This is a genomic window from Lactobacillus sp. IBH004 (genome assembly GCF_026185255.2).
Taxonomy (GTDB): Bacteria; Bacillota; Bacilli; order Lactobacillales; family Lactobacillaceae; genus Lactobacillus; species Lactobacillus melliventris.
Window position 1 is genome coordinate 384,997 of record NZ_CP110217.2, and the last position, 26,059, is coordinate 411,055.

Here is a 26,059-nt window from a genome sequence, read left to right on the forward strand (position 1 = left end):
TTAAAATAATATCCAAACACGGAATCCTAAGACTGATTAAGAGAGTTCGCATAGTGGTGTAAGCGAATAGAAGTCGTTTCCAGATTCCATTTATGTGGGTAATTAATAGTTACACGGCACGCGGCATCGTTATCGCCGACTTAATGAAGTGCAGCTAAATTTAGCTGAAACTGGGTGGTACCGCGAAGCCATGTATAAGCCAATTCGTCCCAATTTGATGGGATGAGTTGGCTTTTTTTGTGGAGGTAAAAAGATGCTGGATATTAAGGTGATTCGCGAGAATCTTGATTGGGCCAAGGATAAACTTGGCAGACGTGGCGTTAAGCCGGAGGAATTGGATGAATTAGTCAAAATTGACGCTGATCGACGTGAAGAATTAAATCGTAGCGAGCAGTTAAAAGCAGAGCGCAATACGGTTTCAAAAGAAATTGCTGCAATAAAAAGAAATAAAGAAGATGCTTCTGCTGCAGTTCAAAAAATGCGTGAAGTTGGACAGGAAATTAAGGAACTTGATGATAAGGTTGCCAAATTAACTGAAAAGCAAAATTATATTTTGTTGCGGCTGCCTAACTTTCCTGATGATTCTGATCCAATCGGACCCGATGAAAGTTATAATGAAGAAGTTCGTAAATGGCATGAACCAACTAAACTAGCTTTCAAGCCTAAAGCACACTGGGAGATTGGTACAGATTTGGATATCCTGGATTGGGACAGAGGTGCCAAAGTTTCAGGTGCGCGTTTTGTCTATTATAAAGGTGCTGGTGCCTTGCTTGAACGAGCTGTTTTTAACTTTTTCCTTGATGAAAACACCAAGGAAGGATATACCGAAATAATTCCGCCATATCTAGTTAATGATGAGTCAATGCAAGGTACAGGACAATTCCCTAAGTTCCGTGAAGATGTTTATACCATCGTTGACAATGATAATCCGGACAAGCCCAGGGATTTAACTTTGATTCCTACTGCAGAAGTACCGCTTGTTAACTATTTCCGTGATGAAATTATTCATGGTGATAAGCTGCCGATCAATGTTACTGCATTATCTCCAGCATTTAGAAGTGAAGCTGGTTCAGCTGGACGTGATACTCGTGGCTTAATTAGGATGCACGAGTTTAGAAAAGTCGAAATGGTTAAGATTTGTAAGCAGGAAGATTCATGGGATGAATTAGAAAAACTGACTCATAATGCTGAACATTTACTGCAAAAACTAGATTTGCCATACCATGTAGTTGCTTTATCCACTGGGGATGCCAGTTTTACTAGTGCCAAGACTTATGATCTGGAAGTTTGGATGCCGGCTCAAGATAAATATCGTGAAATTTCTAGTTGTTCGAACTGTACTGACTTCCAGGCTCGTCGTGCACAAATTCGTTACCGTGACGAAGATGGCAAACTGCATTTAGCACATACTCTTAACGGCTCAGGTTTGGCTGTTGGCAGAACTGTTGCCGCAATTTTAGAAAACTATCAAAATGAAGATGGCACAGTCACTGTACCAGAAGTTTTGGTTCCTTATATGAACGGAATGACAAAAATTACTAAAGAAGAAACTCTAATTTAGAGAAACAATTATTTTTTGCGTGAGTTTAATAAACTTGCGCTTTTTTTGTAAAAAATTTTGCTGCAATACTTGTAAAAAATGATGAAATTACGAATAATTAGCAAATTGGTCTAGTCATAAAAGCGAAAAATTGCAGTATCAGATATTAGACAAAACTAATTTGATTGCGAATTTACTTAAATAACGAACAAAATGATTAATTTGACGAATGAAGAGAAAAAGAGTAAGGTATTACTTGTGTTTGAGCGAGTTACAGCAAATAACAAGTTCAAAACAAATCAAGCAAAAGCAGTTGACAAAAGTCAATTGTTTTAGTAAGATAATAAACGCTGTCCGGTAAGACGGCAAAATAAGTCAGAAAAAAGTGCTTGACAAAAGCAACTGAATCTGGCAAAATAAAAAAGCTGCTTTAAAGCAGCAGGTAGTACCTTGAAAACTGAACAATGTTTTCGCAAAAATGTGCGGGTTTAAAAGAACCCAAAACAAAAGAGCGAAGTCAATTTCGCAAGCAAATAAATCCGAGATGCGAATCTTGGAACGAATGAGCAAACATTCAAACAAACATTTAAAAAATGAGAGTTTGATCCTGGCTCAGGACGAACGCTGGCGGCGTGCCTAATACATGCAAGTCGAGCGAGCAATTTTGACAGAATACTTCGGTAGGAAGTCAGAAGCGCGAGCGGCGGATGGGTGAGTAACACGTGGGCAACCTGCCCTTTAGCTTGGGATACCACTTGGAAACAGGTGCTAATACCAAATAAGCAGCAAGAGCGCATGCTCAAGCTGAGAAAGGCGGCTTTCGAGCTGTCACTAAAGGATGGGCGCGGTGCATTAGCTAGTTGGTAAGGTAACGGCCTACCAAGGCGATGATGCATAGCCGAGTTGAGAGACTGACCGGCCACATTGGGACTGAGACACGGCTCAAACTCCTACGGGAGGCAGCAGTAGGGAATCTTCCACAATGGACGCAAGTCTGATGGAGCAACGCCGCGTGAGTGAAGAAGGTTTTCGGATCGTAAAGCTCTGTTGTTGGTGAAGAAGGACAAGGAAAGCAACTGATCTTTGTTTGACGGTAATCAACCAGAAAGTCACGGCTAACTACGTGCCAGCAGCCGCGGTAATACGTAGGTGGCAAGCGTTGTCCGGATTTATTGGGCGTAAAGCGAACGCAGGCGGGAAGATAAGTCAGCTGTGAAAGCCCCCAGCTTAACTGGGAACTGCAGCTGAAACTATGTTTCTTGAGTGCAGAAGAGGAGAGTGGAACTCCATGTGTAGCGGTGGAATGCGTAGATATATGGAAGAACACCAGTGGCGAAGGCGGCTCTCTGGTCTGTAACTGACGCTGAGGTTCGAAAGCATGGGTAGCGAACAGGATTAGATACCCTGGTAGTCCATGCCGTAAACGATGAGTGCTAAGTGTTGGGAGGTTTCCGCCTCTCAGTGCTGCAGCTAACGCATTAAGCACTCCGCCTGGGGAGTACGACCGCAAGGTTAAAACTCAAAGGAATTGACGAGGCGCACAAGCGGTGGAGCATGTGGTTTAATTCGAAGCAACGCGAAGAACCTTACCAGGTCTTGACATCTAGTGCCAGTCCTAGAGATAGGATGTTTCCTTCGGGAACACTAAGACAGGTGGTGCATGGCTGTCGTCAGCTCGTGTCGTGAGATGTTGGGTTAAGTCCCGCAACGAGCGCAACCCTTATTATTAGTTGCCAGCATTAAGTTGGGCACTCTAATGAGACTGCCGGTGACAAACCGGAGGAAGGTGGGGACGACGTCAAGTCATCATGCCCCTTATGACCTGGGCTACACACGTGCTACAATGGTTAGTACAACGAGCAGCGAACCTGCAAAGGCAAGCGAATCTCTGAAAGCTAATCTCAGTTCGGATTGCACTCTGCAACTCGAGTGCATGAAGCTGGAATCGCTAGTAATCGCGGATCAGCACGCCGCGGTGAATACGTTCCCAGGCCTTGTACACACCGCCCGTCACACCATGAGAGTCTGTAATGCCCAAAGCCGGTGGGATAACCTGCAAAGGAGTCAGCCGTCTAAGGCAGGACAGATGATTAGGGTGAAGTCGTAACAAGGTAGCCGTAGGAGAACCTGCGGCTGGATCACCTCCTTTCTAAGGAAAAGGGAGCCGAGACGGAGAGTAGAAATACTAAGAGAAGTCCGGCAAAGGCACATGAGTAGGGAAGACATTGTTTAGTTTTGAGGGTAGTACCTCAGAAAAAGGAAAAGATACGCTAGATACGGGCCTATAGCTCAGCTGGTTAGAGCGCACGCCTGATAAGCGTGAGGTCGATGGTTCAAGTCCATTTAGGCCCATAGGCAAGTATAAGAAAAGCAGCGTGTCTAGAAAAGACATTGGGGGCTTAGCTCAGTTGGGAGAGCACCTGCTTTGCAAGCAGGAGGTCATCGGTTCGAACCCGTTAGCCTCCATTGGATCTGAGACAGATCCAATGAGTTAGTACATTGAAAACTGAATATAATCCAAGAAAAACCGAGAAACAATCAAAAGAGAACAGATTGCTAAAGAGCGACCGAGAGAGTATCTTGAGTAAGGTCAAGTAAAGAAGGGCGCACGGTGAATGCCTAGGCACAATGAGGCGAAGAAGGACGTGACGAACCACGAAAGGCTTCGGGGAGCAGTAAGTACGCAAAGATCCGGAGATATCCGAATGGGGAACCCAATGCATGCAGATGCATTACCAGGTGGTGAATCAATAGCCACCTGGGGCAAGACGCAGTGAACTGAAACATCTAAGTAGCTGCAGGAAGAGAAAGAAAAATCGATTTCCCTAGTAGCGGCGAGCGAAGCGGAAAGAGCCCAAACCAGATGATTTATCATTTGGGGTTGTAGGACTGCGACAAGGCAGCGCAAAGGATAGCAGAATTACCTGGGAAGGTAAGCCAGAGAGGGTGAGAGCCCCGTAAGCGAAATCCCAAGCGCGCTGAGCAGGATCCTGAGTAGGTCGGGACACGAGGAATCCCGATTGAAGCAGCGAGGACCATCTCGCAAGGCTAAATACTACATTGTGACCGATAGTGAACCAGTACCGTGAGGGAAAGGTGAAAAGAACCCCGGGAGGGAGTGAAAGAGAACCTGAAACCGTGTGCCTACAAATAGTCAAAGCCCATTAAGGGGTAATGGCGTGCCTTTTGTAGAATGAACCGGCGAGTTACGTTAATTAGCGAGGTTAAGTCAGAAAAGACGGAGCCGGAGCGAAAGCGAGTCTGAAGAGGGCGCAGTAGTTAGTTGATGTAGACCCGAAACCAAGTGACCTACCCATGACCAGGTTGAAGGTGCGGTAAAGCGCACTGGAGGATCGAACCCACGTAAGTTAAAAATTGCGGGGATGAGTTGTGGGTAGCGGTGAAATTCCAAACGAACTTGGAGATAGCTGGTTCTCTCCGAAATAGCTTTAGGGCTAGCCTGGTGCTAGAAATGATCATGGAGGTAGAGCTCTGTTTGGACGAAGGCCGTCAGGGGTTACTGAATTCAGATAAACTGCGAATTCCAGCGATCAAGGCACTGGAGTCAGACTGCGAGTGATAAGATCCGTAGTCGAAAGGGAAACAGCCCAGATCACCAGTTAAGATCCCCAAATCTATGCTAAGTGGAAAAGGATGTGGAGTTGCGTAGACAACTAGGATGTTGGCTCAGAAGCAGCCATCATTAAAAGAGTGCGTAATAGCTCACTAGTCGAGTGACGCTGCGCCGAAAATTTACCGGGGCTAAGCATAGTACCGAAACTGTGGATGTGCAGTAATGCACGTGGTAGGAGAGCGTTCTAAATGCGGCGAAGTTTAACTGTGAAGATAAATGGAGCGTTTAGAAGTGAGAATGCCGGTATGAGTAGCGCAAGATAGGTGAGAATCCTATCCGCCGAAAGACTAAGGTTTCCTGGGGCAGGCTCGTCCGCCCAGGGTAAGTCGGGACCTAAGGCAAGGCCGAAAGGCGTAGTCGATGGAGAACAGGTAGAGATTCCTGTACTGCTTATCTTCGTTAACAGCGAAGGAGGGACGCAGGAGGCAAAGAACGCATGGCGCTGGAAGCCATGTTTAAGCGTCAAGTGTGGTAATGAGTCAAATGCTTATTACTGGTAAGCACAAGGCGTGATGAGGAGCGAAATTATAGTAGCGAAGGTTCAAGCGTCACACTGCCAAGAAAAGCTTCTAGTGAGAAGATAGGTACCCGTACCGCAAACCGACACAGGTAGTCGAGTGGAGAACACTCAGGTGAGCGAGAGAACTCTCGTTAAGGAACTCGGCAAAATCGCCCCGTAACTTCGGGAGAAGGGGTGCTGGTGTAAAAGCCAGCCGCAGTGAATAGGCTCAAACAACTGTTTATCAAAAACACAGGTCTCTGCCAAGTCGTAAGACGACGTATAGGGGCTGACACCTGCCCGGTGCTGGAAGGTTAAGGAGAGCTGTTAGCGCAAGCGAAGCAGCGAACTGAAGCCCCAGTAAACGGCGGCCGTAACTATAATCGATCCTAAGGTAGCGAAATTCCTTGTCGGGTAAGTTCCGACCTGCACGAAAGGTGTAATGATTTGGGCACTGTCTCAACGAGAGACTCGGTGAAATTATAATACCCGTGAAGATGCGGGTTACCCGCGACAGGACGGAAAGACCCCATGGAGCTTTACTGCAATTTGATATTGGGCAGCTGTTAAACATGTACAGGATAGGTAGGAGCCGGAGAAGATAGCACGCCAGTGTTATCAGAGGCAATGTTGGGATACTACCCTTGTTTGATGGCTGCTCTAACTAGAGCCTCTAAGCGAGGCATGGGACAGTGTCAGACGGGCAGTTTGACTGGGGCGGTCGCCTCCTAAAGTGTAACGGAGGCGCCCAAAGGTTCCCTCAGAATGGTTGGAAATCATTCACAGAGTGCAAAGGTATAAGGGAGCTTGACTGCGAGAGCGACAACTCGAGCAGGGACGAAAGTCGGGCTTAGTGATCTGGTGGTACCGCATGGAAGAGCCATCACTCAACGGATAAAAGCTACCCTGGGGATAACAGGCTTATCTCCCCAAGAGTTCACATCGACGGGGAGGTTTGGCACCTCGATGTCGGCTCGTCGCATCCTGGGGCTGAAGTCGATTCCAAGGGTTGGGCTGTTCGCCCATTAAAGCGGCACGCGAGCTGGGTTCAGAACGTCGTGAGACAGTTCGGTCCCTATCCGTCGTGGGCGTAGGAAATTTGCGAGGAGCTGTCCTTAGTACGAGAGGACTGGGATGGACATACCGCTGGTGTACCAGTTGTCTTGCCAAAGGCATCGCTGGGTAGCTAAGTATGGCCGGGATAAGCGCTGAAAGCATCTAAGTGCGAAGCCCCCTCAAGATGAGATTTCCCATACGCAAGTAGTAAGACACCTCAAAGACTAAGAGGTAGATAGGCTGGGAGTGGAAGAGCCGTGAGGCTTGGAGCGGACCAGTACTAATCAGTCGAGGACTTGACCAAAGCTTAAAGGCAATCAAGGTTTTTTTAGCGGATTATATTTAGTTTTGAGTGTAAAAGCTCACAAGGAAAAGTACGGTGGCAAGAGCAAGAAGGAAACACCTGTAACCATGCCGAACACAGCAGTTAAGCTTCTTCACGCCGAGAGTAGTTGGTGGGAGACTGCCTGCGAGGGTAGGACGCTGCCGTGCTTTTTAGTATTCCGGCTTAGCTCAGTTGGTAGAGCGCTTGACTGTTAATCAAGATGTCGTCAGTTCGAGTCTGACAGCCGAGAGAAGAGGACCTGGAAAGGTCCTCTTTTTTTGTGCCTAATTATTTTTAAGTGACGATGGCTATTATATTAGAAATACGTGAACTAATTTTTAAAGAATGTGACATCAAACCTTTTTAACGATAAAATAATATTGGATATGTTTTATCTAAAGGAGGAAATCTCATGGTAGGAATTGTTTTAGCCAGCCATGGTGGTTTTGCTGACGGTATTGCGGAATCTGCGCAGATGCTGTTTGGCGAACAAGATAATTTTGCTCATGTCATTTTGAAACCTGATGAAGGTCCAGATGATATTAGAGGCAAAATGGAAACGGCAATTGCTTCATTTGCAAATCAAGATGAAGTTTTGCTGATAGTTGATTTGTGGGGAGGTACGCCATTTAATCAAGCCAATGCACTGCTTGAAAAGCATCCTAAATGGGCTATTGTTACTGGTATGAACTTACCAATGGTTGTTGAAGCATTGACGCAGAGGATGACCAATCCTGATGCTACTGCTCATCAGATTGCGACTGCTATTGTTGATCCGGCAAAGGATGGTATTAAAACCAAGCCAGCGGACTTAATGCCACAGGAATCTGCAGCAGCTCAAAAACCGTCCCAACCTGCTAATTCAGCTAATAAGAAAACTATTCCTGAAGGTACAGTTGTTGGTGATGGTCAGATTAAGTTTGTCTTAGCGCGAATTGATTCACGTCTTTTGCATGGTCAGGTAGCAACGGGCTGGATACCGACTATGCACCCAGATCGTGTAATTGTAGTTTCCGATAGTGTAGCTAAAGACGAAATGCGTAAAAGCATGATTCGTGAAGCCGCTCCTGCAGGGGTCAAAGCACATACTGTTCCGTTGAAGAAGATGGTAGAGATTGCTAAAGATCCCCGTTTTGGCAATACACATGCCTTATTGCTTTTTGAAAACCCTGAAGATGTTTTAAAAGTAATCAAGGCAGGTGTTGACATTAAGACTGTTAATGTCGGTTCAATGTCTTACAAAGTCGGAGATGTCAATGCAAATAATGTATTGTCTATGAATCAAGAAGATGTTGATACTTTCCACGAACTTGAAAAACTGGGAGTCAAGTACGATGTGCGTAAAGTTCCAACAGATAAAGAAGGCAATATGGAAGCTATTTTAAATAAAGCTCAAAGTTTGCTTGACGAACAAAACAAGTAAGAGAATAGGAGTAAAAAATGAACGCTATTCAAATGATTTTAGTTGTCATAGTTGCCTTTCTTGCAGGTATGGAAGGCATCTTAGACCAATGGGAATTTCACCAACCATTAGTTGCTTGTACATTAATTGGTCTCGTAACTGGCAATCTGGTTTTAGGTGTTATCCTAGGTGGATATTTACAAATGATTGCCCTAGGCTGGGCTAACATTGGTGCTGCTGTTGCTCCTGATGCCGCCTTGGCTTCAGTAGCTTCCGCAATCATCCTGGTTCAAAGTGGTCAAGGAACAAAAGGAATTGGTATGGCTACTGGTATTGCCATGCCTTTGGCCGTTGCCGGACTCTTTTTAACTATGATCGTACGGACAATTTCTACTGGTATTGTTCACATTATGGATGCTGATGCTAAAAGGGGCGATTGGCGTAAAATTAATATGTGGCAATGGCTTGATGTTTGTCTACAAGGGTTGAGAATCGCTATTCCGGCTGCACTGCTGTTAGCTATTCCTGCTTCACAAGTTAGATACTGGCTGGGCTTAATGCCAGCATGGCTGAGCGATGGCATGTCAATTGGTGGTGCTATGGTTGTAGCTGTTGGTTACGCAATGGTTATCAACATGATGGCTAGTCGTGAAGTTTGGCCATTCTTTGCCATCGGTTTTGCTCTGGCAGCAATAAAAGATTTAACTTTGATTGCTTTAGGTGCTATTGGCTTAGCTTTAGCACTGATGTACTTATCTTTAGAGTCAAAAGGTGGCAATGGCGGTAGCTCAAATTCTGATAATGACGGTACCGGCGATCCACTCGGCGATATCATAGATGACTATTAGAGTGATATTTAAGAGGAGGATTTTATAATGGCTGATAAAAAAATAAAATTAACTAAAGCCGACCGCTTCAAAGTTATGTGGCACTCACAATTTTTGCAAGCTTCATGGAACTATGAAAGAATGCAGAACGGTGGTTATGCCTATTCACTTATTCCCGCTTTAAGGAAACTTTACCCTAAAAAGGATGATATGGCAGCTGCTTTGCAAAGACACCTGGTATTCTTTAACGTTCACCCTTATCTGGTATCACCAATTTTAGGTGTTACTTTAGCCTTAGAGGAAGACAAGGCTAATGGTGCTAAAGTTGAAGACGAAGCTATTCAAGGTGTTAAGGTCGGAATGATGGGACCTTTGGCTGGTGTTGGTGACCCTGTATTCTGGTACACGGTAAGACCAATAGTTGGTGCCTTAGGTGCTTCAATGGCTATTCAGGGTAACGTTTTAGGACCGATTTTGTTCTTCGTTATTTGGAATTTAATTAGATTGGCCTTTATGTGGTATACACAGGAATTTGGTTACAAGGCCGGTTCTGCTATTACCAGTGATATGTCTGGTGGTCTATTGCAAAAGGTAACTCGTGGCGCTTCCATGATGGGTATGTTTGTTTTAGGCTCCTTAATTGAACGCTGGGTTAACATTAAGTTCACTCCGATTGTTTCAAAGACACCAGTTCAAAAGGGTGGCTATATTGACTGGGGATCACTTCCTGCTGGTGCCAAAGGAATTCAGCAAGCTTTAATAGATCAAGCCAACGGCTTATCACTAACCAAGTTTAAAGTAACTACTTTGCAAAACAACTTGGATAGTTTAATTCCGGGATTAGCCGGACTGCTGCTTACTTTCCTTTGTATGTGGCTATTAAAGAAGAAAGTTTCACCAATTTTGATCATTATTGCCATCTTTATTGTCGGTGTCGTTTTGCACGTTCTGCATGTACTTTAAGCTAAAATGGTTGAATCAAAAAATACTAAAGTTGATTTAACGGCAAATGCAACTTGGTTTCGTGCGTTATCAACATACGGTAAAGTAATGGTTGGAGATAAGGCGTTTGAATTCTATAATGAGCGCAATATCTCTGATTATGTCCAAATTCCGTGGCAAGAGGTTACCTACGTGGTAGCGGATGTTTATTTTCATGGACGCTATATACCTCGTTTTGAAATTCGCACTCGTGCAAGTGGTAAGTTTATTTTTACTACGCGAGACAATAAGAAAACTTTACGTGCTATTCGTCAATATGTTCCCGCTGAACATATGCGACAAGCGCTGGGATTATGGCAAAAAATCAAAAGAAGAATAAGACATAATTAAAAAAGTTCCTAGACAAAATCAATTGTCTAGGAATTTTTTGTTAATTATTGGTTTTAATACTTATGTCTACCACAACACCGAATTCCGCAGAATTTTCCGCTTCAAAGCTGGCATTGCTATGCCTTCTTTTCTTTGTGCCAAACTTTAGATACGGTTGACAAAACTATAAAGATTAACAGAGCTGAAACCATTGATACTCTGTTTGCAGGTAAAATTAATAGTAAAACAATCATCAAAATAAAAAAGATCAGGGTAATGTAATCTAAAAAAGGAAACCCTGGCATTTTAAAATCGGTAAGTTTTTGTGCAGGTGTCTTTTTCCGGTAGGCAATATGAGTTAAAAGCATTAGACACCAAATAATTAAAAACATACTGGTAGAAGTAGAAGAAATAAAATTAAAGGCCTCATTGCCAATAATAATAATAACAAAAGGTGCTAAGGCCATTAGGCAAGCTGATAGAGTTAAAGCATTTTGTGGTAATTGTCTTCTTAAATGACCAAATGTCTGGTTAAATTTACCCTTACCGTTAAAAGTAACAGAAAATAATAATCGGCCTGCACTATACAAAATACTATTAGTTGAAGAAACGGCTGCTGAAATGACAACAAAGTTGATAATTGAACCAGCATTGCGAATACCAGTTGCTGCTAAAGTCTGCACAAATGGGCTAGAGTTAGTAGCCACCTTATCCCAAGGAATAACGACCAAAATGGCGATAATAGCGAGAACATAAAATAATATTATCCGCATTGGTACTTCGTTAATAGCCTTTTTAATCGTTACCTTAGGATTTTGGGCTTCGGCAGCAGTCAGTCCGACTAGTTCAACGCCAACAAAGCTAAAGATAACCATTTGAAAGCCAGAGAAAAAGCCGGTACTCCCTTTAGCAAAGAAGCCACCATGCGCAGACAAGTTAGCTAGAGTAACGGGACCAAAAGTGGTTTTGCCACCAGTTATTAACAAATAGGCTACTAAAATCACAAAAGCAATAACAGTCACAATTTTAATAATAGCAAAACTAAACTCCAAATTACCGAAAAGTCGGGCAGAAAGCAAATTAATAAATAGTAAAATTGCGATTGTGATCAAGCCAGGCACCCAGGTGGGCAAATGGGGAAACCAGTACTGGAAATATATACCTAGGGCTGTCATTTCTGCCATGCCTAACGTAACCCAACTAATCCAGTAAAGATAACCTGAGATAAAGCCAGTATTTTTACCTAAGTACTTTTCAATAAAATCAATATAGGTATGCTTGGATAAGTCTGAAACAATTAGCTCACCCAAAGCTCGCATTAGTAGAAATAAGAAAACACCAACGACGACATAAATCAGAATGACACTGGGACCGGCTCGTCTAATGCTATTACCTACACCTAGAAATAAACCAGTCCCAATTGTCCCACCTAGGGCAATCAATTGAATATGCGCGTTAGTCAAGGTTCGTTCGTAACCAGAACCGTTATTTTCCTCTTCTTCGCTCATTAAATCACTCCAAATACTTAAAAATTAGTTACATTATTAAATTATAGCATTATACATAAGCGTATGTTTTTAACCAAACTAAAATTTGAACAAATTGTAAATTTTGTTATGTTAAAAAGGGCTTTATTTGAAGACAAATTGTAGTATCATATATTTTATTAAAAATAAATTAAGGAGGAAGATTTAATGTTTACCATTGGCCAATTTACTGTTAATAACTTGGAGATTAGTTTGGTATTACCGGAAGTCAGTCATGCAGAAGCTTTATACGAAATTATTGTCCATGACCGTGATCAGCTGGCACATTTTTTACCTTGGGCCGGTAAGATAGCGAGTGTCAAAGATGAAGTTGATTTTATTAAGGCAATGCGAGTTGACACCGCTAATTATAAGAAACTGGTACTAGTTGTTCTTGTCAATGGCAAACCAGCGGGAATGGTTGACCTGCACAATATTAAGCTGAAAAATGAAAGCGGCGAAATAGGCTATTGGCTGGGACAAAAATATCAGGGTCAGGGAATTATGACTCAAGCTGTTAAAAAGCTAGTGGAAGTTTCGTTTAACCAGTTGGGCCTACATAGCATTAAATTACTGGCAGATCATAATAATAAACCTAGTAGAGCCATTGCGGAAAGACTGCATTTTGAACATGTGACCAGGCTCAAAGATGAAGTCAAGTACCACGGCAAGTTCTGTGATATGGAGTTATATATCACATTTAACCCTAAAAACTAATAAAAAAAATTGCTGGTAAGTTTTACCAGCAATTTTGTTATTTATCTGCATATCCTTGAGGATGATTTTGGTGCCATTTCCATGCACTGGTCATCATATCTTCAGCGTTCTCATGTTGCGGCTCCCAGCCTAAAATAGTTCTGGCCTTAGCTGAATCGGCAACTAAGCTGTCAGGATCACCTGCACGGCGTGGTCCCATAGTATATGGAATTTCAACATTGGTAACTTTACGAGCCGCTTGTAAGATTTCTAAATTGGAGTAGCCGTGAGCAGTCCCGAGGTTGAAAACATCAGATTTATTAGTTGTAACTAAGTGTTTTAATGCTAATAGGTGTGCGTCAATTAGATCTTCGATTTGAACGTAATCTCTGACATTAGTGCCATCTTTAGTGTCGTAGTCATTACCAAAAATAGTAAATTTACCATCGCCACTGACAGCACTTTTTAAAATATTAGGAATTAAATGCGTTTCCGGAGAGTGATCTTCTCCAATTGACCCATCACTTGCAGCACCAGCAACGTTGAAATAGCGCAGTGCAATTGATTTGATACCATCAGCTTTATCTGCCCAATGCATGATTTTTTCCATCATTACTTTGGTTTCACCATAAGGGCTAATCGGATTAAGAGGTGAATCTTCAGTAATTGGCAATTTCTTAGGGATGCCGTAAGTTGCGGCACTTGAAGAAAAGACGAGGTAATTGACACCGGCATCTTTCATGGCTTCTAGGAGTGCGATCATACCTGAAACGTTATTATCATAGTATTTTAGTGGGTTTTGTACAGATTCAGGCACTAAAGAATATGCAGCAAAGTGCATAACTGCCTCAATTTTTTCTTGACGCAATATTTGGCTAACTAAAAACTTGTTTTCAATATCTCCATGGTAAAACTTGGCTTTAGGGTTGACTGCTTTTCTGTGTCCAGTGTACAAAGCGTCTAGGACAACAACATCATTATTTTGTTCAATTAATTTTTTAACAGCTACCGAGCCAATATACCCGGCACCGCCGATAACTAAAACGCGCATAAATTCCTCCAATTATTATATGGTAATGATCTTCTGTCTAAATTTTAGCACAGTCTGTTAATTTAAAAGACAATTATTGACAGTAAAATCATTTTGCAATACAGTTACTTTTAGTAAGATAGTTAGAAAGAAGTATCAAAATGATTCATAATTCCACAATTAACCAGCAAATTAATCATCGCTCTATCAGAAAATTTAAAGATCAAACACTAAGTGCAGAACAATTAAATACTTTGTACACCGTTTTTCAACATACAGCGACCAGCATGTTTATGCAAAATGCGACAATGCTTCATATTACTGATGAAAGTAAAAGGGCAAAAATCAGGGAATTGTGCGGACAAAAATATGTTGGTGCTGAAGGAGATTTGTTTATCTTTGTAGTTGATTTATACCGCAACCAACAAATTCGCCGCCAATTAGGTAAAGATGACGGACGTGTTCATACCACTGACATTTTCTTTCAGGGGATGGATGACACATTACTTGCTTGGCAAAATGTGGCTAATGCTGTTGAAAGTATGGATCTAGGCTATGTGCCTCTTGGCACCATTAATGATCATCCGTTAAAAATGCTAGACGTATTAGACTTGCCTAAGCTGACATTTCCAGCGTTAGGGATGCAAGTGGGTATTCCTGATCAAGAGCCGCAATTGAAACCGCGCTTGCCACTAGCATTTACAACTTTTGAAAATGAGTATCCGCGTGATTTTAAAGTGGTAGACTTGAAAGACTATGACCAAGTCGTTACCACTTACTATGACTTGCGGGATGCTAATAGACGTATTGATTCTTTTACCAAGCAAATAACTGGTGACAAGTTAAACGATAAGAGAATTGATCGTGACGAGTTGCCAGAATTGTTGCACAAGCAAGAGCTTTGCCTAGATTGGAAATAAAATAAAAGTCGCGCATTCGATTGCACGACTTTTTTTGTTTTGGTATAATTTAAACGTTGTGAAAGTTGCTGATTTAGCTCAGTTGGTAGAGCGTTTCCCTCGTAAAGAAAAGGTCGCCAGTTCGATTCTGGCAATCAGCATTTTTAAATTTCAGATAGTTCAAAACCTTTCAAAGAAGTCCTAATGGGTGAGCGCTTGAAAGGTTTTTTATATTGCACCTGTATTAAATAGATTTGGATAATCAGGTAAAACTTCAGAATAAAAACAAAATATTTTTACAAATGTAGAAATTGTTGATTATCACTAATCGAGAGTTTAATAAAATGAGTAAAATTACGAAACCCACAATTGGAGAAATACTAAAAGAAGAAATTATGAAGCCGTTGCAAATTTCTGCATATAAACTAGTAAAATTAATAGGTGTGCCTACTTCAAGAATTCAAAACATATTGCATGATAGAATTGGAATAACAGTCGATACTTCTATTAGGTTAGGTAGAGTATTTGGCGTGAGTAACAAGTATTTTTTTAATTTACAGGAAGATATAGCTTTTCGTAATGCTAAGATAAAAAAGGGTAAAGAATACGATCAAATTAAAAAGTATCAATCTGTTTAGCTAAAGAAAACCATTTTTCATAATTTTTCGTAAACAGATTTATCAGTGTATTAATTGGCTTAAAAGTAAAAGATCATTCATGACCTAATTGAGGTTAAATGAATGATTTTTTTATTTAAAAATAGCGAATTTCACTAGGAAGGCAGTTAAATTTATTCTTAAACTTTTGGTAAAAGAAAGTTTTGTTTGAAATCCCTACCTTTTGAATAATATCAGAAATTGACAAATTAGTTGAATTAAGTAGGTTGTATGCATCTAGTAGCCGTTGTTCAGTTAGTGCATCTGAAAAAGATTTACCCACAGTTTTCTTAAATAAATTGCCTAAGTAAGAGCGACTATAACTGGTCTTTTTTGCAATATAAGATAGAGAAATGTTGGCACTGTTAGCAGATATTTCTTTTAAAATATACAGAATAATATCGGGAGTGTTTTCTTTTAAAATCTTGTCAGAATGGATGTTAGTATTTCTTGATAACAATATCAATAACGAATTGAGGTAACTGTCAATTAGCTTATCAGAAAAATCCTTGTCAAAGTAATATTCTTCAATTATTAAATTGGCTATTTGGCGAATTGATGATTCAGTATGCTTTTTTCTATAAACCATAAAATCATGAGAGTTGTCATTGGCCAAAATAAAGCTGGACAGAACATTCTTGGTCTTGCCAATGATTCTTAAATTTTCTAAAGAAAAACTAATATTATTTCTGAAAATAATATTTATCAAAATGTCATCTTTACCCAGAGTAGCAATTGAATGGGTAGTGCCGACACCTAATAATAAAATATCGCCTTGGTTTAAATAAATGGTATGACCATTCACTTTTTCCTTGGCACTTCCTGATACCATATAATTCATTTCCAAGAATGTATGGGTATGTTTAGGATAGGGCGCAAAGCGGTTGTGCTTACTGACATATATATTTTTACCTTTAAAAAATTCCTCGGTAAAAATAGGCACAAATTTTTTGTCTGAAGCATGTAGCAAGGTTTTATCGTTAAAGTCATTAATAAAAAGTTGTTCATTATATTGCTTTTTTTCCACCGGATTTAGTTCTTTTAGTTTGCTTAGTATTTCATTGTTCATCCATTTACGACCTCAAATATAACTACCTATCATATTGTTATTTGATATTATCTTCAGAATAGATAAGTTTATAAATAAATGTAATTAATACTTATGTTATGGTGCTATAAAACTAATAAATAAATAATTCAAATAAAAATCAACCTACCAATATGATACAATACACAACCTTATATGTCATTGTAAGCGGTGACATTTTAACGTATAAATATAACTGTAAGGTTTGAAAGTGAGGTGATTACAATTGACAAAGACCTATGTAGCGGTAGACATTGGTGCTTCAAGCGGCCGTCTGATGCTAAGTCAATTAAAAAATGGCAAGATGGTCTTAACAGAAATGCATCGTTTTAAAAATGGTTTTACCTTAAAAAACGGACATGACCGCTGGGATATTGACCATATTATCAAAGAGATTTTATTAGGTCTGCAAAAAATAAAAAGAGCTGGCTTTAGTAAAGTTTCTTTAGGAATTGATACTTGGGCAGTTGACTATGTTCTAGTAGGAAAAGATGGAAATAAGCTTGATGATCCGATTAGCTATCGTGATAAGAGAACCACGAATGCAATTAAGGAATTAACAGCTAAAGTATCTAAGGGACAGATTTATCAAAAGACAGGAATCCAATTTCTGGATTTCAATACTCTATACCAGTTGTTTGAGGAAAACAAAGAACTTCTGGCTCAAGCGGATAAGATCATGATGATTCCTGATTATATTGGATATGTTCTCACCGGGAAAGCAGTTTTAGAGACGACAAATGCTTCAACTACACAAATGTTGAGTCTCAGAGAAGGCTTGTTTGATCAGAATCTGCTAAAAGAAGTTAATGTGAGACAAGATCAATTTCCTAAATTAGTTGATGCTGGTACCCCGCTTGGTAAACTGAAGCGAGAAGAATTTCAAAGTTATGATTTGCCTGATACTGACGTGATTACAGTCGCAACCCATGATACAGCTTCGGCTGTAGTCGGCACTCCTGGAATAGGACATCATTGGGCATATATTTCTTCAGGTACGTGGTCACTTCTGGGAACAGAACTCAATGTTCCAGAAAATGGTCCAGATGCTTATAAAGAAAATTACACTAATGAATGGGGCGCTTATGGCACCTATAGATTTTTAAAGAATATCATGGGGCTGTGGATGGTTCAATGTGTAAAACGTGATTTTAATGATAAGTATTCCTTCAGTGAATTAGCGCAATTAGCAAGCAAAACTAAACCGTTTAGTCAATTTATCAATATTAACGATGAACGTTTTGTCAATCCCAAAAATATGATCCAAGAAATTCAAGCTTATTGTCAAGAAACAGGCCAAAGAGTTCCAAAAACACCTGGTGAAATAGCTATGGCGATTTACTCCAATTTAGCTTTATTTTATGCTTATGAAATTCAAAAATTAAATCATATTATAGGATACCAAATTGATACTTTGAATATTGTTGGTGGTGGATCAAACGTTGCCTTGCTAAATCAGTTGACGAGCACAATTGCTGGCATCGATGTTTACGCTGGACCAAGTGAAGCTACAGCAATCGGTAATTTAGCAGTTCAAATGATTACCAGAAACGATGTTGCAAATGTTTCAGCGGCGCGACAAATTATTAAAGATTCATTTGCAATTAAGCATTTTAAACCTGAACAAGGTAAGTATTTAGGAACCCTTGATGACTACATTAACTTTTTGCACACAGCTAACCGAGGTGGAGCAATATAAGAGTGGGCCCGGCTAAAGTAAAAAATAAAATCAGTGTCAGAATGCATCATAAAAATCATATGCAATTGTCCACGATACTTGAACGAAAATTTGTGCAGTAAGCAAACCTTACAGTAGACCTATGCATGCAAATTCAAGGGATAGTCTAGTTATTTATGTTTATAAGTATTTTTTAAATAAAAGGAGAATAACGATGGTTAGTGAAAAAGCAGTTGAAACAGCATATCAAGTTGCTAAAGAACGTTACGCAGAAGTCGGTGTTGATACAGAAAAGGTTTTAAAGAAGTTACAAAATATTCGTGTATCTCTTCCTTGCTGGCAAGGAGATGATATCCATGGCTTCTTAACACCAGATGCTGCTTTGTCTGGAGGAATTGGCGTATCGGGTAATTACCCTGGCATTGCAAGAACACCTGAAGAATTAACTAATGACTTGGATGAAGCCTTTAAGTTAATTCCTGCAAAGCAAAGATTGCAACTGCACCAAATTTACGCTGTGACTGATGGTAAAAAGAAGGATGTGTCTGAAGTTGGACCAGAAGACTTTAAGTTCTGGGTTGACTGGGCAAAGAAAAATGATATTTACCTTGATTTCAATCCGACATTTTTCTCAAGTCCTAAAGTAAAAGAAAATATGACTTTAGCAAGTCCTGAAAAAAGCGTTCGCGATTACTGGATTCAAGTTGGTAAAAATGCACGTGCAATTTCTAATTACTTTGGCGAAGAGCAAAAAGCACAATCGATCGACAACTTCTGGATTATGGATGGTATGAAGGATGAACCTATCAGTAGATTGGATCCACGTGAGCGTTTGATTGATTCATTAGATCAAATTAACGAAGAGAAATATGATGAAAAGAACACCATGGAATCATATGAAGGCAAATTGTTTGGTACCGGTGTTGAAAGTTACACAGTTGGTTCTCACCTCTTTTACAACAACTATGCTTTAACAAGAGGTAAAGATTGGTGTATGGATATTGGTCACTTCCATGAAGCTGAGGATCCTTCTGATTACCTGTCATCATTCTTGGCATTTGGCAAGGGCATGTTCTTACACTTATCTCGTCCGGTTCACTGGGACAGTGATCACGTACCTGCAATGAATGACATGTTAATTAAAATGATGCGGGCTTTGGTCAGAGATGATTTATTATCCAAGACAGTTATTGGCTTAGACTTCTTTGATGCCTCAATTAATCGCGTTTCTGCCTGGGTGATTGGTACTCGTTCAGCACAAAAAGCTCTGCTTTTGGCATTGCTGGCTCCAATCGACCAATTAAAAGATGCAGAAAATCACTATGACTATACCCTACGCTTAGCAGAAACTGAAGAATTAAAGTCATTCCCATTTGGTGCTGTATGGGATGAATTCTGCTTAAGAAATAATGTTCCCGTAGGGATGGATTGGTATCAAGAACTTAAGGATTATGAAAAGAACGTTCAATTTAAGAGAAATTAATAAGAAAGTTTCTGGAGATTAAATAATGGCTAAGTTTATCAATTCAACATTTGTTAAAGATATGTGTAATATCACTCGTCAAAGCTATGACAATGGTTGGGATGAGCGCAATGGCGGCAATATGAGTATCCGCATTATTCCTGAAGAACTAAAGGAATATGAAGACGTTAAAGAAGTAAAAAGAGTTTTTGATCTTGGCTTTGACGCTAGTTGTTTGAAGGGGCAGTATTTTCTAGTCACAGGCACAGGACGCTATTTTAGGAATGTTTTCCAAAATACCGAAAAAGATTTGGGTTTAGTTCGTATTAGTGCTGATGGCCAAAAAGGTGAAATTGTTTGGGGTTACACTGATGGCGCTTTGCCCACAAGTGAATTTCCAACTCACTTAATGAATCACTATGCTCGTTTAAAGCTCGATCCCAGGCAAAGAGTAGTTATGCACTGCCACCTAACCAACTTGATTGCAATGTCATTCACTCAGCCACTTGATGAAAAGTATTTCAGTAAAACTATTTGGAAGATGCAAGCTGAATCAATGCCAGTTTTGCCAGAGGGGATAGGAATTATTCCTTACGAAACACCTGGTACTACAGTTATTGGTGAGCACACAGCAGCTAAAGTTGCGGATGGCTTTAGAGTTGTTATGTGGCCACACCATGGCATATTTGCAGTGGGTGACACACCGGATGAATGCTTCGGTTTAATTGAAACTGTTGAAAAAGCGGCTACTATCTTTACAGCGATTCAAGCGCAGGGTGGTAACAGGTTAGACGAAATAACTGATAAGCAATTGGTGGAAATTGCCAAGTATTTCCATGTTACACCCAGGGAAGGGTTTTTAGATTAAGAGCAAAATGAGTTGAATATAAAAGAAAGTCGGAGTTAGTTAGCTTCGACTTTCTTTGTGTAAGGGAGATAACAATTATGAGTATGCCAATATTAGTTATTTTTTTAATTTTGATGGGTATCATTTCAGGCATTATTTCTGCCGTTGCCAGCATGGCATCTTTGGTATCTTATCCAGCCTTATTAATAGCGGGTTGCTCACCGATTGCAGCGAATATCACCAATACAGCTGCCTTAATTTTTACGGGGCCTGGCGTACTTTTAGCTTCTGCTAAAAAAATGAAAGGCCATTGGCAAGAGTTCAGCTTCTACTGTCTTTTCTTGTTATCTGGCGCGGTGGGAGGAGGACTGCTTTTAATCTCTTTTCCTGGAAAAGTCTTTGAAAAAATAGTCCCTTTCCTTGTTCTTTTATCTGCGGTTGGTTTAATAATGACAAGTGGCAAAAAAAGTAGTGAGAATCAACCAAGAAAAAGAACTAAAGGAAAAATTTTGGGGGCTTATATTGGTTTATTTCTAGGAGGGGTTTACTCTGGTTATTTTGGTGCTGCTGCTGGTGTAATTCATTTGATTTGCATTAATTATCTATCTGATGATGAGTTTTATACTATTAATGCTATGAAAGATCTTGTAGGTGCTTTAGCAAATTTGGTAGCCTTAATTGTTTTTATTTTTGGTGCTCATGTTAACTGGATGATGGCTATATTGCTAGCAATTGGCTTATTTATCGGTGGCTATTTAGGACAATATAGTATTAAGTTCCTATCTTTAAAGATTGTATCTTGGATTACCTTTGCTTTTTCAATTGTTTTAGCAGGTTGGTTATTTTATACTGCTTATTTTGCCTAATATGAAATTTTTCCACTTAAGGACTTATAAAAACAGTGAGTTAAGTACGAATTTGGATACTTAATTCACTGTTTTAATTTAAAAAAGTTCATAGTTTATTTAACTGTTTTGCGAAATTGGTCGGGAGTAACATTATTCTGCTTTTCAAATGTTTTAAAAAAATAGCTAACACTTTTATAGCCCACCAGCCTTGAAATTTCTTCAACTGAATAATTAGTTTCTGATAAGTACTTTTTAGCTTGTTTCATCTTTTCTTGCATAATAATTTCTTTAATAGTCAGTGTAGTATGTTTTTTAACGTATCGTGATAAGTAAGCCGTACTATAACCAAAATTTTGGGCTAATTGTTGGACAGTGATAGTTTGAACGTTATCTTTTATTGCTGATATGACGTTTAAACTTAGGCTATCGATTCCAGTGTAAGAATAATAATTTTCATGGCTCAATTGGTCAAAAAAGATGAGCAATAACCCCAGCATTGCGTAATTATAATGATAATTATTGGTAACATATTCAGATAAAATTCCGTTAATTATAGGTAAATATCTAGATAAGCTGGTAGGGGAAAAATAGAGGTAACTGTTATTACCTTTATCACAAAGAAAATTACATAAATAATTGTCTTGCTGTAAAAATTCAGCAAAAACACCACCTGCAAAAATTTCCGGTTTAATGCAAATATTGATTACTTGTGCCTTAGGATCTTTGACCTTTAATGAGTGTGCACTATGTAAATTCATTAATAACAACGAATCAGGAAGTAGGTAGATATCTTTATTATTAATATTGCTAATAGCAATGCCGTTAGTAATAAAAACAAATTCATAAAAATCATGTTTATGAAAGGGTACAGGAATATCTAAATCGTGGCTTACCACAAAGATTTTTTCAGAATTTGGTATATTGCTTGAACGAACCAAATTTGGAATTTTAAAAAAATCATTTCTTGAAAGCTTAGGCAATTTATTAGAATCAATCAATTTCATTTTTGGCAATCCTCAATGTCATAAAAACACACAAACTTATCATAGCACAGTATTGTAAGCACTTACAATAAACTGCTAATATGACTATGAAAAAAAGATAGGCCTATCATTGAAAGTTATTATGTAAGAGGTATTCGTTATGAATAAAACAAAAATGAAAATAAGTATTCTAAGTATGAGCTTACTAACAATGAGCTTCTTAGTAATCACTAATGCATTTGGGGCGATGACAAAGTCTTTTCCAGATGTTCCTGTCGCTAAAATTCAAATGATAGGAACAGTTCCTTCTTTAGGAACACTAATTGCCACAGTGGTAGTGGGAACTTTGGCCGTTAAATATTCAAAAAAATTGTTATCGTTAATTGGTTTGGGAATAGCTACGTTGGGCGGTTTATTACCGCTATTAGTTCATAGCAGCATTGATGTTTTAATCGGATGTGCTTTTATCCTGGGATTTGGCTTAGGCTTTGTTAACACCTTAATTCCTATGCTCATTTCAATCTTTTTTGAAGGAGAAGAAAGAAATGCAATGATGGGTAAGAATACAGCGATGAATAGTTTAGGCTCTATTTTAATGATGCTTGGCGGTGGACTTTTAGGAGCTAAGAATTGGGTTAATTCTTATTGGGTATTTCTTTTAGGGATACTTGTTTTTCTCCTAGTACTGTTTGCCTTACCGAATGATAAAGTAGACCGTAGTGAAAAGAATGCTAGCGGCAATATTTTTGGGATTTTAAAACATTTAAATGGATATGTCTGGCTGATAGGATTTGTTACTCTTCTAATGGGGATACTTTACACAATCTATCCGACTAACCTGTCAATTATTATTGGACAAAAAGAACTAGGTAGTACTAGTATTACGGGTATTATCAATGCTGTCGGCACAGCGGGCGGTTTTATTGCCGGCTTTAGCTTAAAGTATCTGAACAAAGTATTTAAGGACAAAATAATTGCTGGTGGTTACATTACTTTGGGAGTTACTTTCTTACTGGGAAGAATTGCCAATAACCTTATTTTAATTGGTATTGGCGGTGTCCTTTCAGGTTTTGCCATGTCTATGATTATGTCCACAATTCCGTTTTATATGTCTGTCCTTTCACATAAATATGAATTAGCAGTATCAATGATGCTTTTCCAATTTATGAATTCCATAGGAGGTTTTATTAGTCCTGTATTACTAAATTTACTTCACATTAAAGTTGGTGAAAGTTCCTTTACTTTTGGGTGTGTAAGTTGCTTTGTAATTGGTATTATTTGTATTTTGACAAATCTTGGTAAAAAAGTTTTGTCTAATTCTGTCAAAGAGGGATAGTAGAAATGATTAAAAATAGTGAAGATAAATGGTTAGGAAAATGGATAAGTTCAGATTTTGCTGAGGTTAGTAAAGAACCGGAGTTTTCTTTAGCTGACATGTTTGGTGGCAAAAAGGCACCAGTTCCCAAGCCTGTTGCTGAACGATTACATGCGCCAATAGTTTTTAAGAAAATTTTTAATGTAGCTAAAACTATTAATTCTGCCAAACTAGCAATTACTGCACAAGGCTTGTATCAAGCATATTTAAATGGTCAGAAGATTGGTGATGCCATCTTTACGCCAGATTATACGCAATACCAAGAATATTTACTATATCAAACTTATGACATAAAAGATCTATTAGTCAGTGGACAAAATGTGTTGACAATAGTTGTAGCAGATGGTTGGTATGCCGGCAGAATCGCTGTTTCAGGAGAAAGTTGTCAGTTTGGTGATCGGTTAGCTTTACTAGCTGACTTAACTGTTGAATATGAAGATCACAGCTTTTTAAAAATTGGTACGGATAAGTCTTTTACTGTTGGTACCGGCAAGTGGCGTTATGCAGATGTCGTTATCGGTGAAAAGCAAGATCTGCGCATTAAAAATGAGTTAGCTACTAATACTCCTTTTGCTAAAAGAGCAGAAGTGATCGATGCAGATTATGAGCGCTTAGCCCCACAATTTGGTCCGCTAGTAAAACGAATGCAAACTTTAACAGCAAAAAAGATTTGGCAAGAAGAAAACAAGTTAGTAGTTGATTTCGGTCAAGTTATAACGGGACGAATTCGGCTAACAGCTACTTTTAAAAAGGATGTTGATATTAAGATTGAACATACTGAAGCTTTGGATCAAGATGGTCATTTCTTCAAAAATATCATTGGTCGTAATAAGGATCAGGAAGATCATGTGATTGGTGCTGGGAAGTTGGCAACTTTCGAGCCTGACTTTACGTATCATGGCTTCAGATATATTAGGATCACTGGCCTTGAGCAAGCAGATATTCAAGATTTGACTGCGATAGTTATTTTTAGTGATATGAAAAGAACTGGTGAGATAAGTACTTCTAACCGGCAAATAAATCGTTTACTACAAAACATTAAATGGAGTCAACAGGGAAACATGTTGTCTATTCCAACTGATTGCCCGCAGCGTGAACGTGCTGGTTGGACCGGGGATATGCAAGTTTTTGCACCAGCTGCTACTTTTTACTACAACGCAGAAAATTTGATTCGTCGCTGGCTAAAAAATGTGCGAATTGATCAGCAAAAGGATGGGGAAATTATTGACTACTCACCAGCTCCTGCCAGCTTTTATCAAAGCACGTTAGATTTTAAAGGCAGCTTAAGTTCAGCTGGTTGGGGCGATGCAATTATAATGGTCCCATGGACTTTATATCAAAGATATGGTCATAAAGAGATTTTGACCGAAAATTATGCTGCGATGAAGAAGTGGCATAATTATAGTGTCAAAAGTGCTGCCGGTGATAAGAGTGGCAATGATCGCTACATTTGGGATACTACATTTCATTATGGTGACTGGATGCTTCCAAGCATGATGATTGGAGATCCTAATCCAATGAAATCTGCTGCAGCAACTAAAGATGTGGTTGCTACTGCTTTTCTAGCTCATTCTTCTGACCTTCTAGCTAAAATAAGTAATGTTTTAGGTGAAAATGGTGACGAATATATTGCCTATTCTAATAAAGTTAAGCAAGCCTTTACTGAAAAATTTGTCAAAGACGGGAAATTAACCAGCGACTATCAGGGATGTTATGTTCTGGCCTTAGCATTTGATATGATTAGTGATACTAATACGAGAAAGAAATTACTAAGTAGATTAGTGGCATTAATTCATAATAATCATGACTGCCTGGATACAGGGTTTTTATCTGTTCCTTATTTGCTGGATGTATTAGTTGATAATGGAGAAACTGATTTGGCCAGAAAGGTCTTTCTCCAGAATAAATGTCCGTCTTGGTTATATGAAGTTTACCATGGTGCAACAACTATTTGGGAATCATGGGCAGGAATTCAACCAGATGGTAAAACAGGAACATTTTCGTTCAATCACTATGCGATGGGGTGTGTTCTTGACTGGTTTATTAGAAAAGTTGTTGGTTTAAATGAGATTAAGCCCGGATTTAAGGAAGTAGAAATTAAGCCTCAGATAAAAGGTATTGTTGATGACTTCCAAATGAAATACTTGAGTGAAAATGGCTTGTTTACAATAAAATTACTGAATGGAAAATATGAATTTACTATTCCTGAGGGTTGTCAAGCTATAGTATATCTTCCGGATCCTGCTGGCTTTTTAGAGAAATACCCCGAAGCAAAAACTCAAAATACCAGAATTAGTGTAAAACCGGGTACTTATCAATGGGAATATTAATATAAAAATAAAGGATTGGTCCAAAATGGTGGGTTAATCCTTTATTTT

Annotated in this window: 18 protein-coding genes, 4 tRNA genes and 3 rRNA genes; 21 read left to right on the plus strand and 4 right to left on the minus strand. The window is 39.3% G+C overall.

Annotation, left to right across the window (positions count from 1 at the left end; translation table 11 throughout):
* The first annotated feature begins 253 nt into the window (after positions 1–253).
* From serS to LDX54_RS01880, 11 genes are all read left to right on the plus strand, one after another.
* The gene (gene serS, locus LDX54_RS01830) at positions 254–1,561 is read left to right on the plus strand and encodes a serine--tRNA ligase (protein WP_265667036.1); all 1,308 of its coding nucleotides are present in this window, start codon (positions 254–256) and stop codon (positions 1,559–1,561) included.
* A 568-nt stretch (positions 1,562–2,129) separates the two neighbouring features.
* Positions 2,130–3,689, plus strand: a 16S ribosomal RNA gene (locus tag LDX54_RS01835).
* A 129-nt stretch (positions 3,690–3,818) separates the two neighbouring features.
* Positions 3,819–3,892 (plus strand) — tRNA-Ile (locus tag LDX54_RS01840).
* A 41-nt stretch (positions 3,893–3,933) separates the two neighbouring features.
* Positions 3,934–4,006 (plus strand) — tRNA-Ala (locus LDX54_RS01845).
* 122 nt (positions 4,007–4,128) lie between these two features.
* Positions 4,129–7,033: ribosomal RNA gene (locus LDX54_RS01850) — 23S ribosomal RNA — on the plus strand.
* A 71-nt stretch (positions 7,034–7,104) separates the two neighbouring features.
* Positions 7,105–7,221, plus strand: a 5S ribosomal RNA gene (gene rrf, locus LDX54_RS01855).
* Together the 16S, 23S and 5S rRNA genes with 3 tRNA genes alongside form the textbook arrangement of a ribosomal RNA operon.
* A gap of 10 nt (positions 7,222–7,231) precedes the next feature.
* A tRNA-Asn gene (locus LDX54_RS01860) sits at positions 7,232–7,305 on the plus strand.
* 161 nt (positions 7,306–7,466) lie between these two features.
* Positions 7,467–8,477 carry a PTS sugar transporter subunit IIB gene (locus LDX54_RS01865; RefSeq protein ID WP_265667035.1) on the plus strand — a complete coding sequence of 337 codons (1,011 nt, stop codon included), beginning with the start codon at positions 7,467–7,469 and terminating at the stop codon, positions 8,475–8,477.
* A gap of 17 nt (positions 8,478–8,494) precedes the next feature.
* A complete protein-coding gene (locus LDX54_RS01870; protein ID WP_110445630.1) occupies positions 8,495–9,304 on the plus strand; it encodes a PTS mannose/fructose/sorbose transporter subunit IIC in 810 nt (269 codons plus the stop codon).
* Between the two features lie 27 nt (positions 9,305–9,331).
* Positions 9,332–10,246 carry a PTS system mannose/fructose/sorbose family transporter subunit IID gene (locus LDX54_RS01875; protein ID WP_265667033.1) on the plus strand — a complete coding sequence of 305 codons (915 nt, stop codon included), beginning with the start codon at positions 9,332–9,334 and terminating at the stop codon, positions 10,244–10,246.
* A gap of 6 nt (positions 10,247–10,252) precedes the next feature.
* Entirely contained in the window at positions 10,253–10,615 is a 363-nt protein-coding gene (locus LDX54_RS01880) for a DUF956 family protein (protein ID WP_110445632.1), read from the plus strand.
* A gap of 116 nt (positions 10,616–10,731) precedes the next feature.
* Here LDX54_RS01880 and LDX54_RS01885 read toward each other — a convergent pair whose 3' ends face one another.
* Positions 10,732–12,102 carry an amino acid permease gene (locus LDX54_RS01885; RefSeq protein WP_265667032.1) on the minus strand — a complete coding sequence of 457 codons (1,371 nt, stop codon included), beginning with the start codon at positions 12,100–12,102 and terminating at the stop codon, positions 10,732–10,734.
* A 186-nt stretch (positions 12,103–12,288) separates the two neighbouring features.
* Between LDX54_RS01885 and LDX54_RS01890 the strand changes: the two genes are divergently transcribed.
* Positions 12,289–12,837 carry a GNAT family protein gene (locus tag LDX54_RS01890; RefSeq protein ID WP_265667031.1) on the plus strand — a complete coding sequence of 183 codons (549 nt, stop codon included), beginning with the start codon at positions 12,289–12,291 and terminating at the stop codon, positions 12,835–12,837.
* A 37-nt stretch (positions 12,838–12,874) separates the two neighbouring features.
* Here the strand turns inward: LDX54_RS01890 and galE are convergent, their stop codons facing one another.
* On the minus strand, positions 12,875–13,867 hold the full coding sequence (galE, locus tag LDX54_RS01895) for a UDP-glucose 4-epimerase GalE (protein WP_265667030.1): 993 nt from the start codon (positions 13,865–13,867) through the stop codon (positions 12,875–12,877).
* 140 nt (positions 13,868–14,007) lie between these two features.
* On the opposite strand from galE, the gene LDX54_RS01900 reads away from it, so the two are divergent.
* The 3 genes from LDX54_RS01900 to LDX54_RS01910 all read left to right on the plus strand — a co-directional run bounded on the left by LDX54_RS01900 (position 14,008) and on the right by LDX54_RS01910 (position 15,383).
* Complete coding sequence (locus LDX54_RS01900; RefSeq protein ID WP_046324363.1) at positions 14,008–14,766, plus strand: NADPH-dependent oxidoreductase; 759 nt, start codon at positions 14,008–14,010, stop codon at positions 14,764–14,766.
* A 67-nt stretch (positions 14,767–14,833) separates the two neighbouring features.
* Positions 14,834–14,906 (plus strand) — tRNA-Thr (locus tag LDX54_RS01905).
* Between the two features lie 183 nt (positions 14,907–15,089).
* Positions 15,090–15,383 (plus strand): HigA family addiction module antitoxin, encoded by a 294-nt coding sequence (locus LDX54_RS01910; protein ID WP_265667029.1) that lies wholly within the window; start codon positions 15,090–15,092, stop codon positions 15,381–15,383.
* Positions 15,384–15,498: 115 nt separating this feature from the next.
* On the opposite strand, the gene LDX54_RS01915 is transcribed toward LDX54_RS01910, so the two are convergent.
* Complete coding sequence (locus LDX54_RS01915; protein WP_265667028.1) at positions 15,499–16,470, minus strand: helix-turn-helix domain-containing protein; 972 nt, start codon at positions 16,468–16,470, stop codon at positions 15,499–15,501.
* Positions 16,471–16,765: 295 nt separating this feature from the next.
* Here LDX54_RS01915 and rhaB point away from each other — a divergent pair, with 295 nt between their 5' ends.
* From rhaB to LDX54_RS01935, 4 genes are all read left to right on the plus strand, one after another.
* Positions 16,766–18,187 (plus strand): rhamnulokinase, encoded by a 1,422-nt coding sequence (gene rhaB, locus LDX54_RS01920; RefSeq protein WP_281214436.1) that lies wholly within the window; start codon positions 16,766–16,768, stop codon positions 18,185–18,187.
* A gap of 193 nt (positions 18,188–18,380) precedes the next feature.
* The gene (locus tag LDX54_RS01925) at positions 18,381–19,649 is read left to right on the plus strand and encodes an L-rhamnose isomerase (protein ID WP_046324383.1); all 1,269 of its coding nucleotides are present in this window, start codon (positions 18,381–18,383) and stop codon (positions 19,647–19,649) included.
* A gap of 25 nt (positions 19,650–19,674) precedes the next feature.
* Positions 19,675–20,496 carry a rhamnulose-1-phosphate aldolase gene (gene rhaD, locus LDX54_RS01930; RefSeq protein WP_046324384.1) on the plus strand — a complete coding sequence of 274 codons (822 nt, stop codon included), beginning with the start codon at positions 19,675–19,677 and terminating at the stop codon, positions 20,494–20,496.
* A gap of 77 nt (positions 20,497–20,573) precedes the next feature.
* A complete protein-coding gene (locus tag LDX54_RS01935) occupies positions 20,574–21,341 on the plus strand; it encodes a sulfite exporter TauE/SafE family protein (RefSeq protein ID WP_265667024.1) in 768 nt (255 codons plus the stop codon).
* Between the two features lie 95 nt (positions 21,342–21,436).
* Here the strand turns inward: LDX54_RS01935 and LDX54_RS01940 are convergent, their stop codons facing one another.
* Complete coding sequence (locus LDX54_RS01940) at positions 21,437–22,327, minus strand: AraC family transcriptional regulator (protein WP_265667023.1); 891 nt, start codon at positions 22,325–22,327, stop codon at positions 21,437–21,439.
* A gap of 139 nt (positions 22,328–22,466) precedes the next feature.
* Here LDX54_RS01940 and LDX54_RS01945 point away from each other — a divergent pair, with 139 nt between their 5' ends.
* Both LDX54_RS01945 and LDX54_RS01950 read left to right on the plus strand, forming a co-directional pair.
* A complete protein-coding gene (locus LDX54_RS01945) occupies positions 22,467–23,642 on the plus strand; it encodes an MFS transporter (RefSeq protein WP_265667022.1) in 1,176 nt (391 codons plus the stop codon).
* Positions 23,643–23,647: 5 nt separating this feature from the next.
* A complete protein-coding gene (locus LDX54_RS01950) occupies positions 23,648–26,011 on the plus strand; it encodes an alpha-L-rhamnosidase (protein WP_265667021.1) in 2,364 nt (787 codons plus the stop codon).
* The last annotated feature ends 48 nt before the right edge of the window (positions 26,012–26,059 follow it).

Coding starts and splice junctions, on each gene's coding strand:
- rhaB (WP_281214436.1), top strand. CDS start 16,766: ATGCTAAGTCAATTAAAAAATGGCAAGATGGTCTTAACAGAAATGCAT.
- LDX54_RS01870 (WP_110445630.1), top strand. CDS start 8,495: ATGAACGCTATTCAAATGATTTTAGTTGTCATAGTTGCCTTTCTTGCA.
- LDX54_RS01935 (WP_265667024.1), top strand. CDS start 20,574: ATGAGTATGCCAATATTAGTTATTTTTTTAATTTTGATGGGTATCATT.
- LDX54_RS01945 (WP_265667022.1), top strand. CDS start 22,467: ATGAATAAAACAAAAATGAAAATAAGTATTCTAAGTATGAGCTTACTA.
- rhaD (WP_046324384.1), top strand. CDS start 19,675: ATGGCTAAGTTTATCAATTCAACATTTGTTAAAGATATGTGTAATATC.
- LDX54_RS01940 (WP_265667023.1), bottom strand. CDS start 22,327: ATGAAATTGATTGATTCTAATAAATTGCCTAAGCTTTCAAGAAATGAT.
- LDX54_RS01880 (WP_110445632.1), top strand. CDS start 10,253: ATGGTTGAATCAAAAAATACTAAAGTTGATTTAACGGCAAATGCAACT.
- LDX54_RS01910 (WP_265667029.1), top strand. CDS start 15,090: ATGAGTAAAATTACGAAACCCACAATTGGAGAAATACTAAAAGAAGAA.
- LDX54_RS01915 (WP_265667028.1), bottom strand. CDS start 16,470: ATGAACAATGAAATACTAAGCAAACTAAAAGAACTAAATCCGGTGGAA.
- serS (WP_265667036.1), top strand. CDS start 254: ATGCTGGATATTAAGGTGATTCGCGAGAATCTTGATTGGGCCAAGGAT.
- LDX54_RS01890 (WP_265667031.1), top strand. CDS start 12,289: ATGTTTACCATTGGCCAATTTACTGTTAATAACTTGGAGATTAGTTTG.
- galE (WP_265667030.1), bottom strand. CDS start 13,867: ATGCGCGTTTTAGTTATCGGCGGTGCCGGGTATATTGGCTCGGTAGCT.
- LDX54_RS01925 (WP_046324383.1), top strand. CDS start 18,381: ATGGTTAGTGAAAAAGCAGTTGAAACAGCATATCAAGTTGCTAAAGAA.
- LDX54_RS01875 (WP_265667033.1), top strand. CDS start 9,332: ATGGCTGATAAAAAAATAAAATTAACTAAAGCCGACCGCTTCAAAGTT.
- LDX54_RS01900 (WP_046324363.1), top strand. CDS start 14,008: ATGATTCATAATTCCACAATTAACCAGCAAATTAATCATCGCTCTATC.
- LDX54_RS01885 (WP_265667032.1), bottom strand. CDS start 12,102: ATGAGCGAAGAAGAGGAAAATAACGGTTCTGGTTACGAACGAACCTTG.
- LDX54_RS01950 (WP_265667021.1), top strand. CDS start 23,648: ATGATTAAAAATAGTGAAGATAAATGGTTAGGAAAATGGATAAGTTCA.
- LDX54_RS01865 (WP_265667035.1), top strand. CDS start 7,467: ATGGTAGGAATTGTTTTAGCCAGCCATGGTGGTTTTGCTGACGGTATT.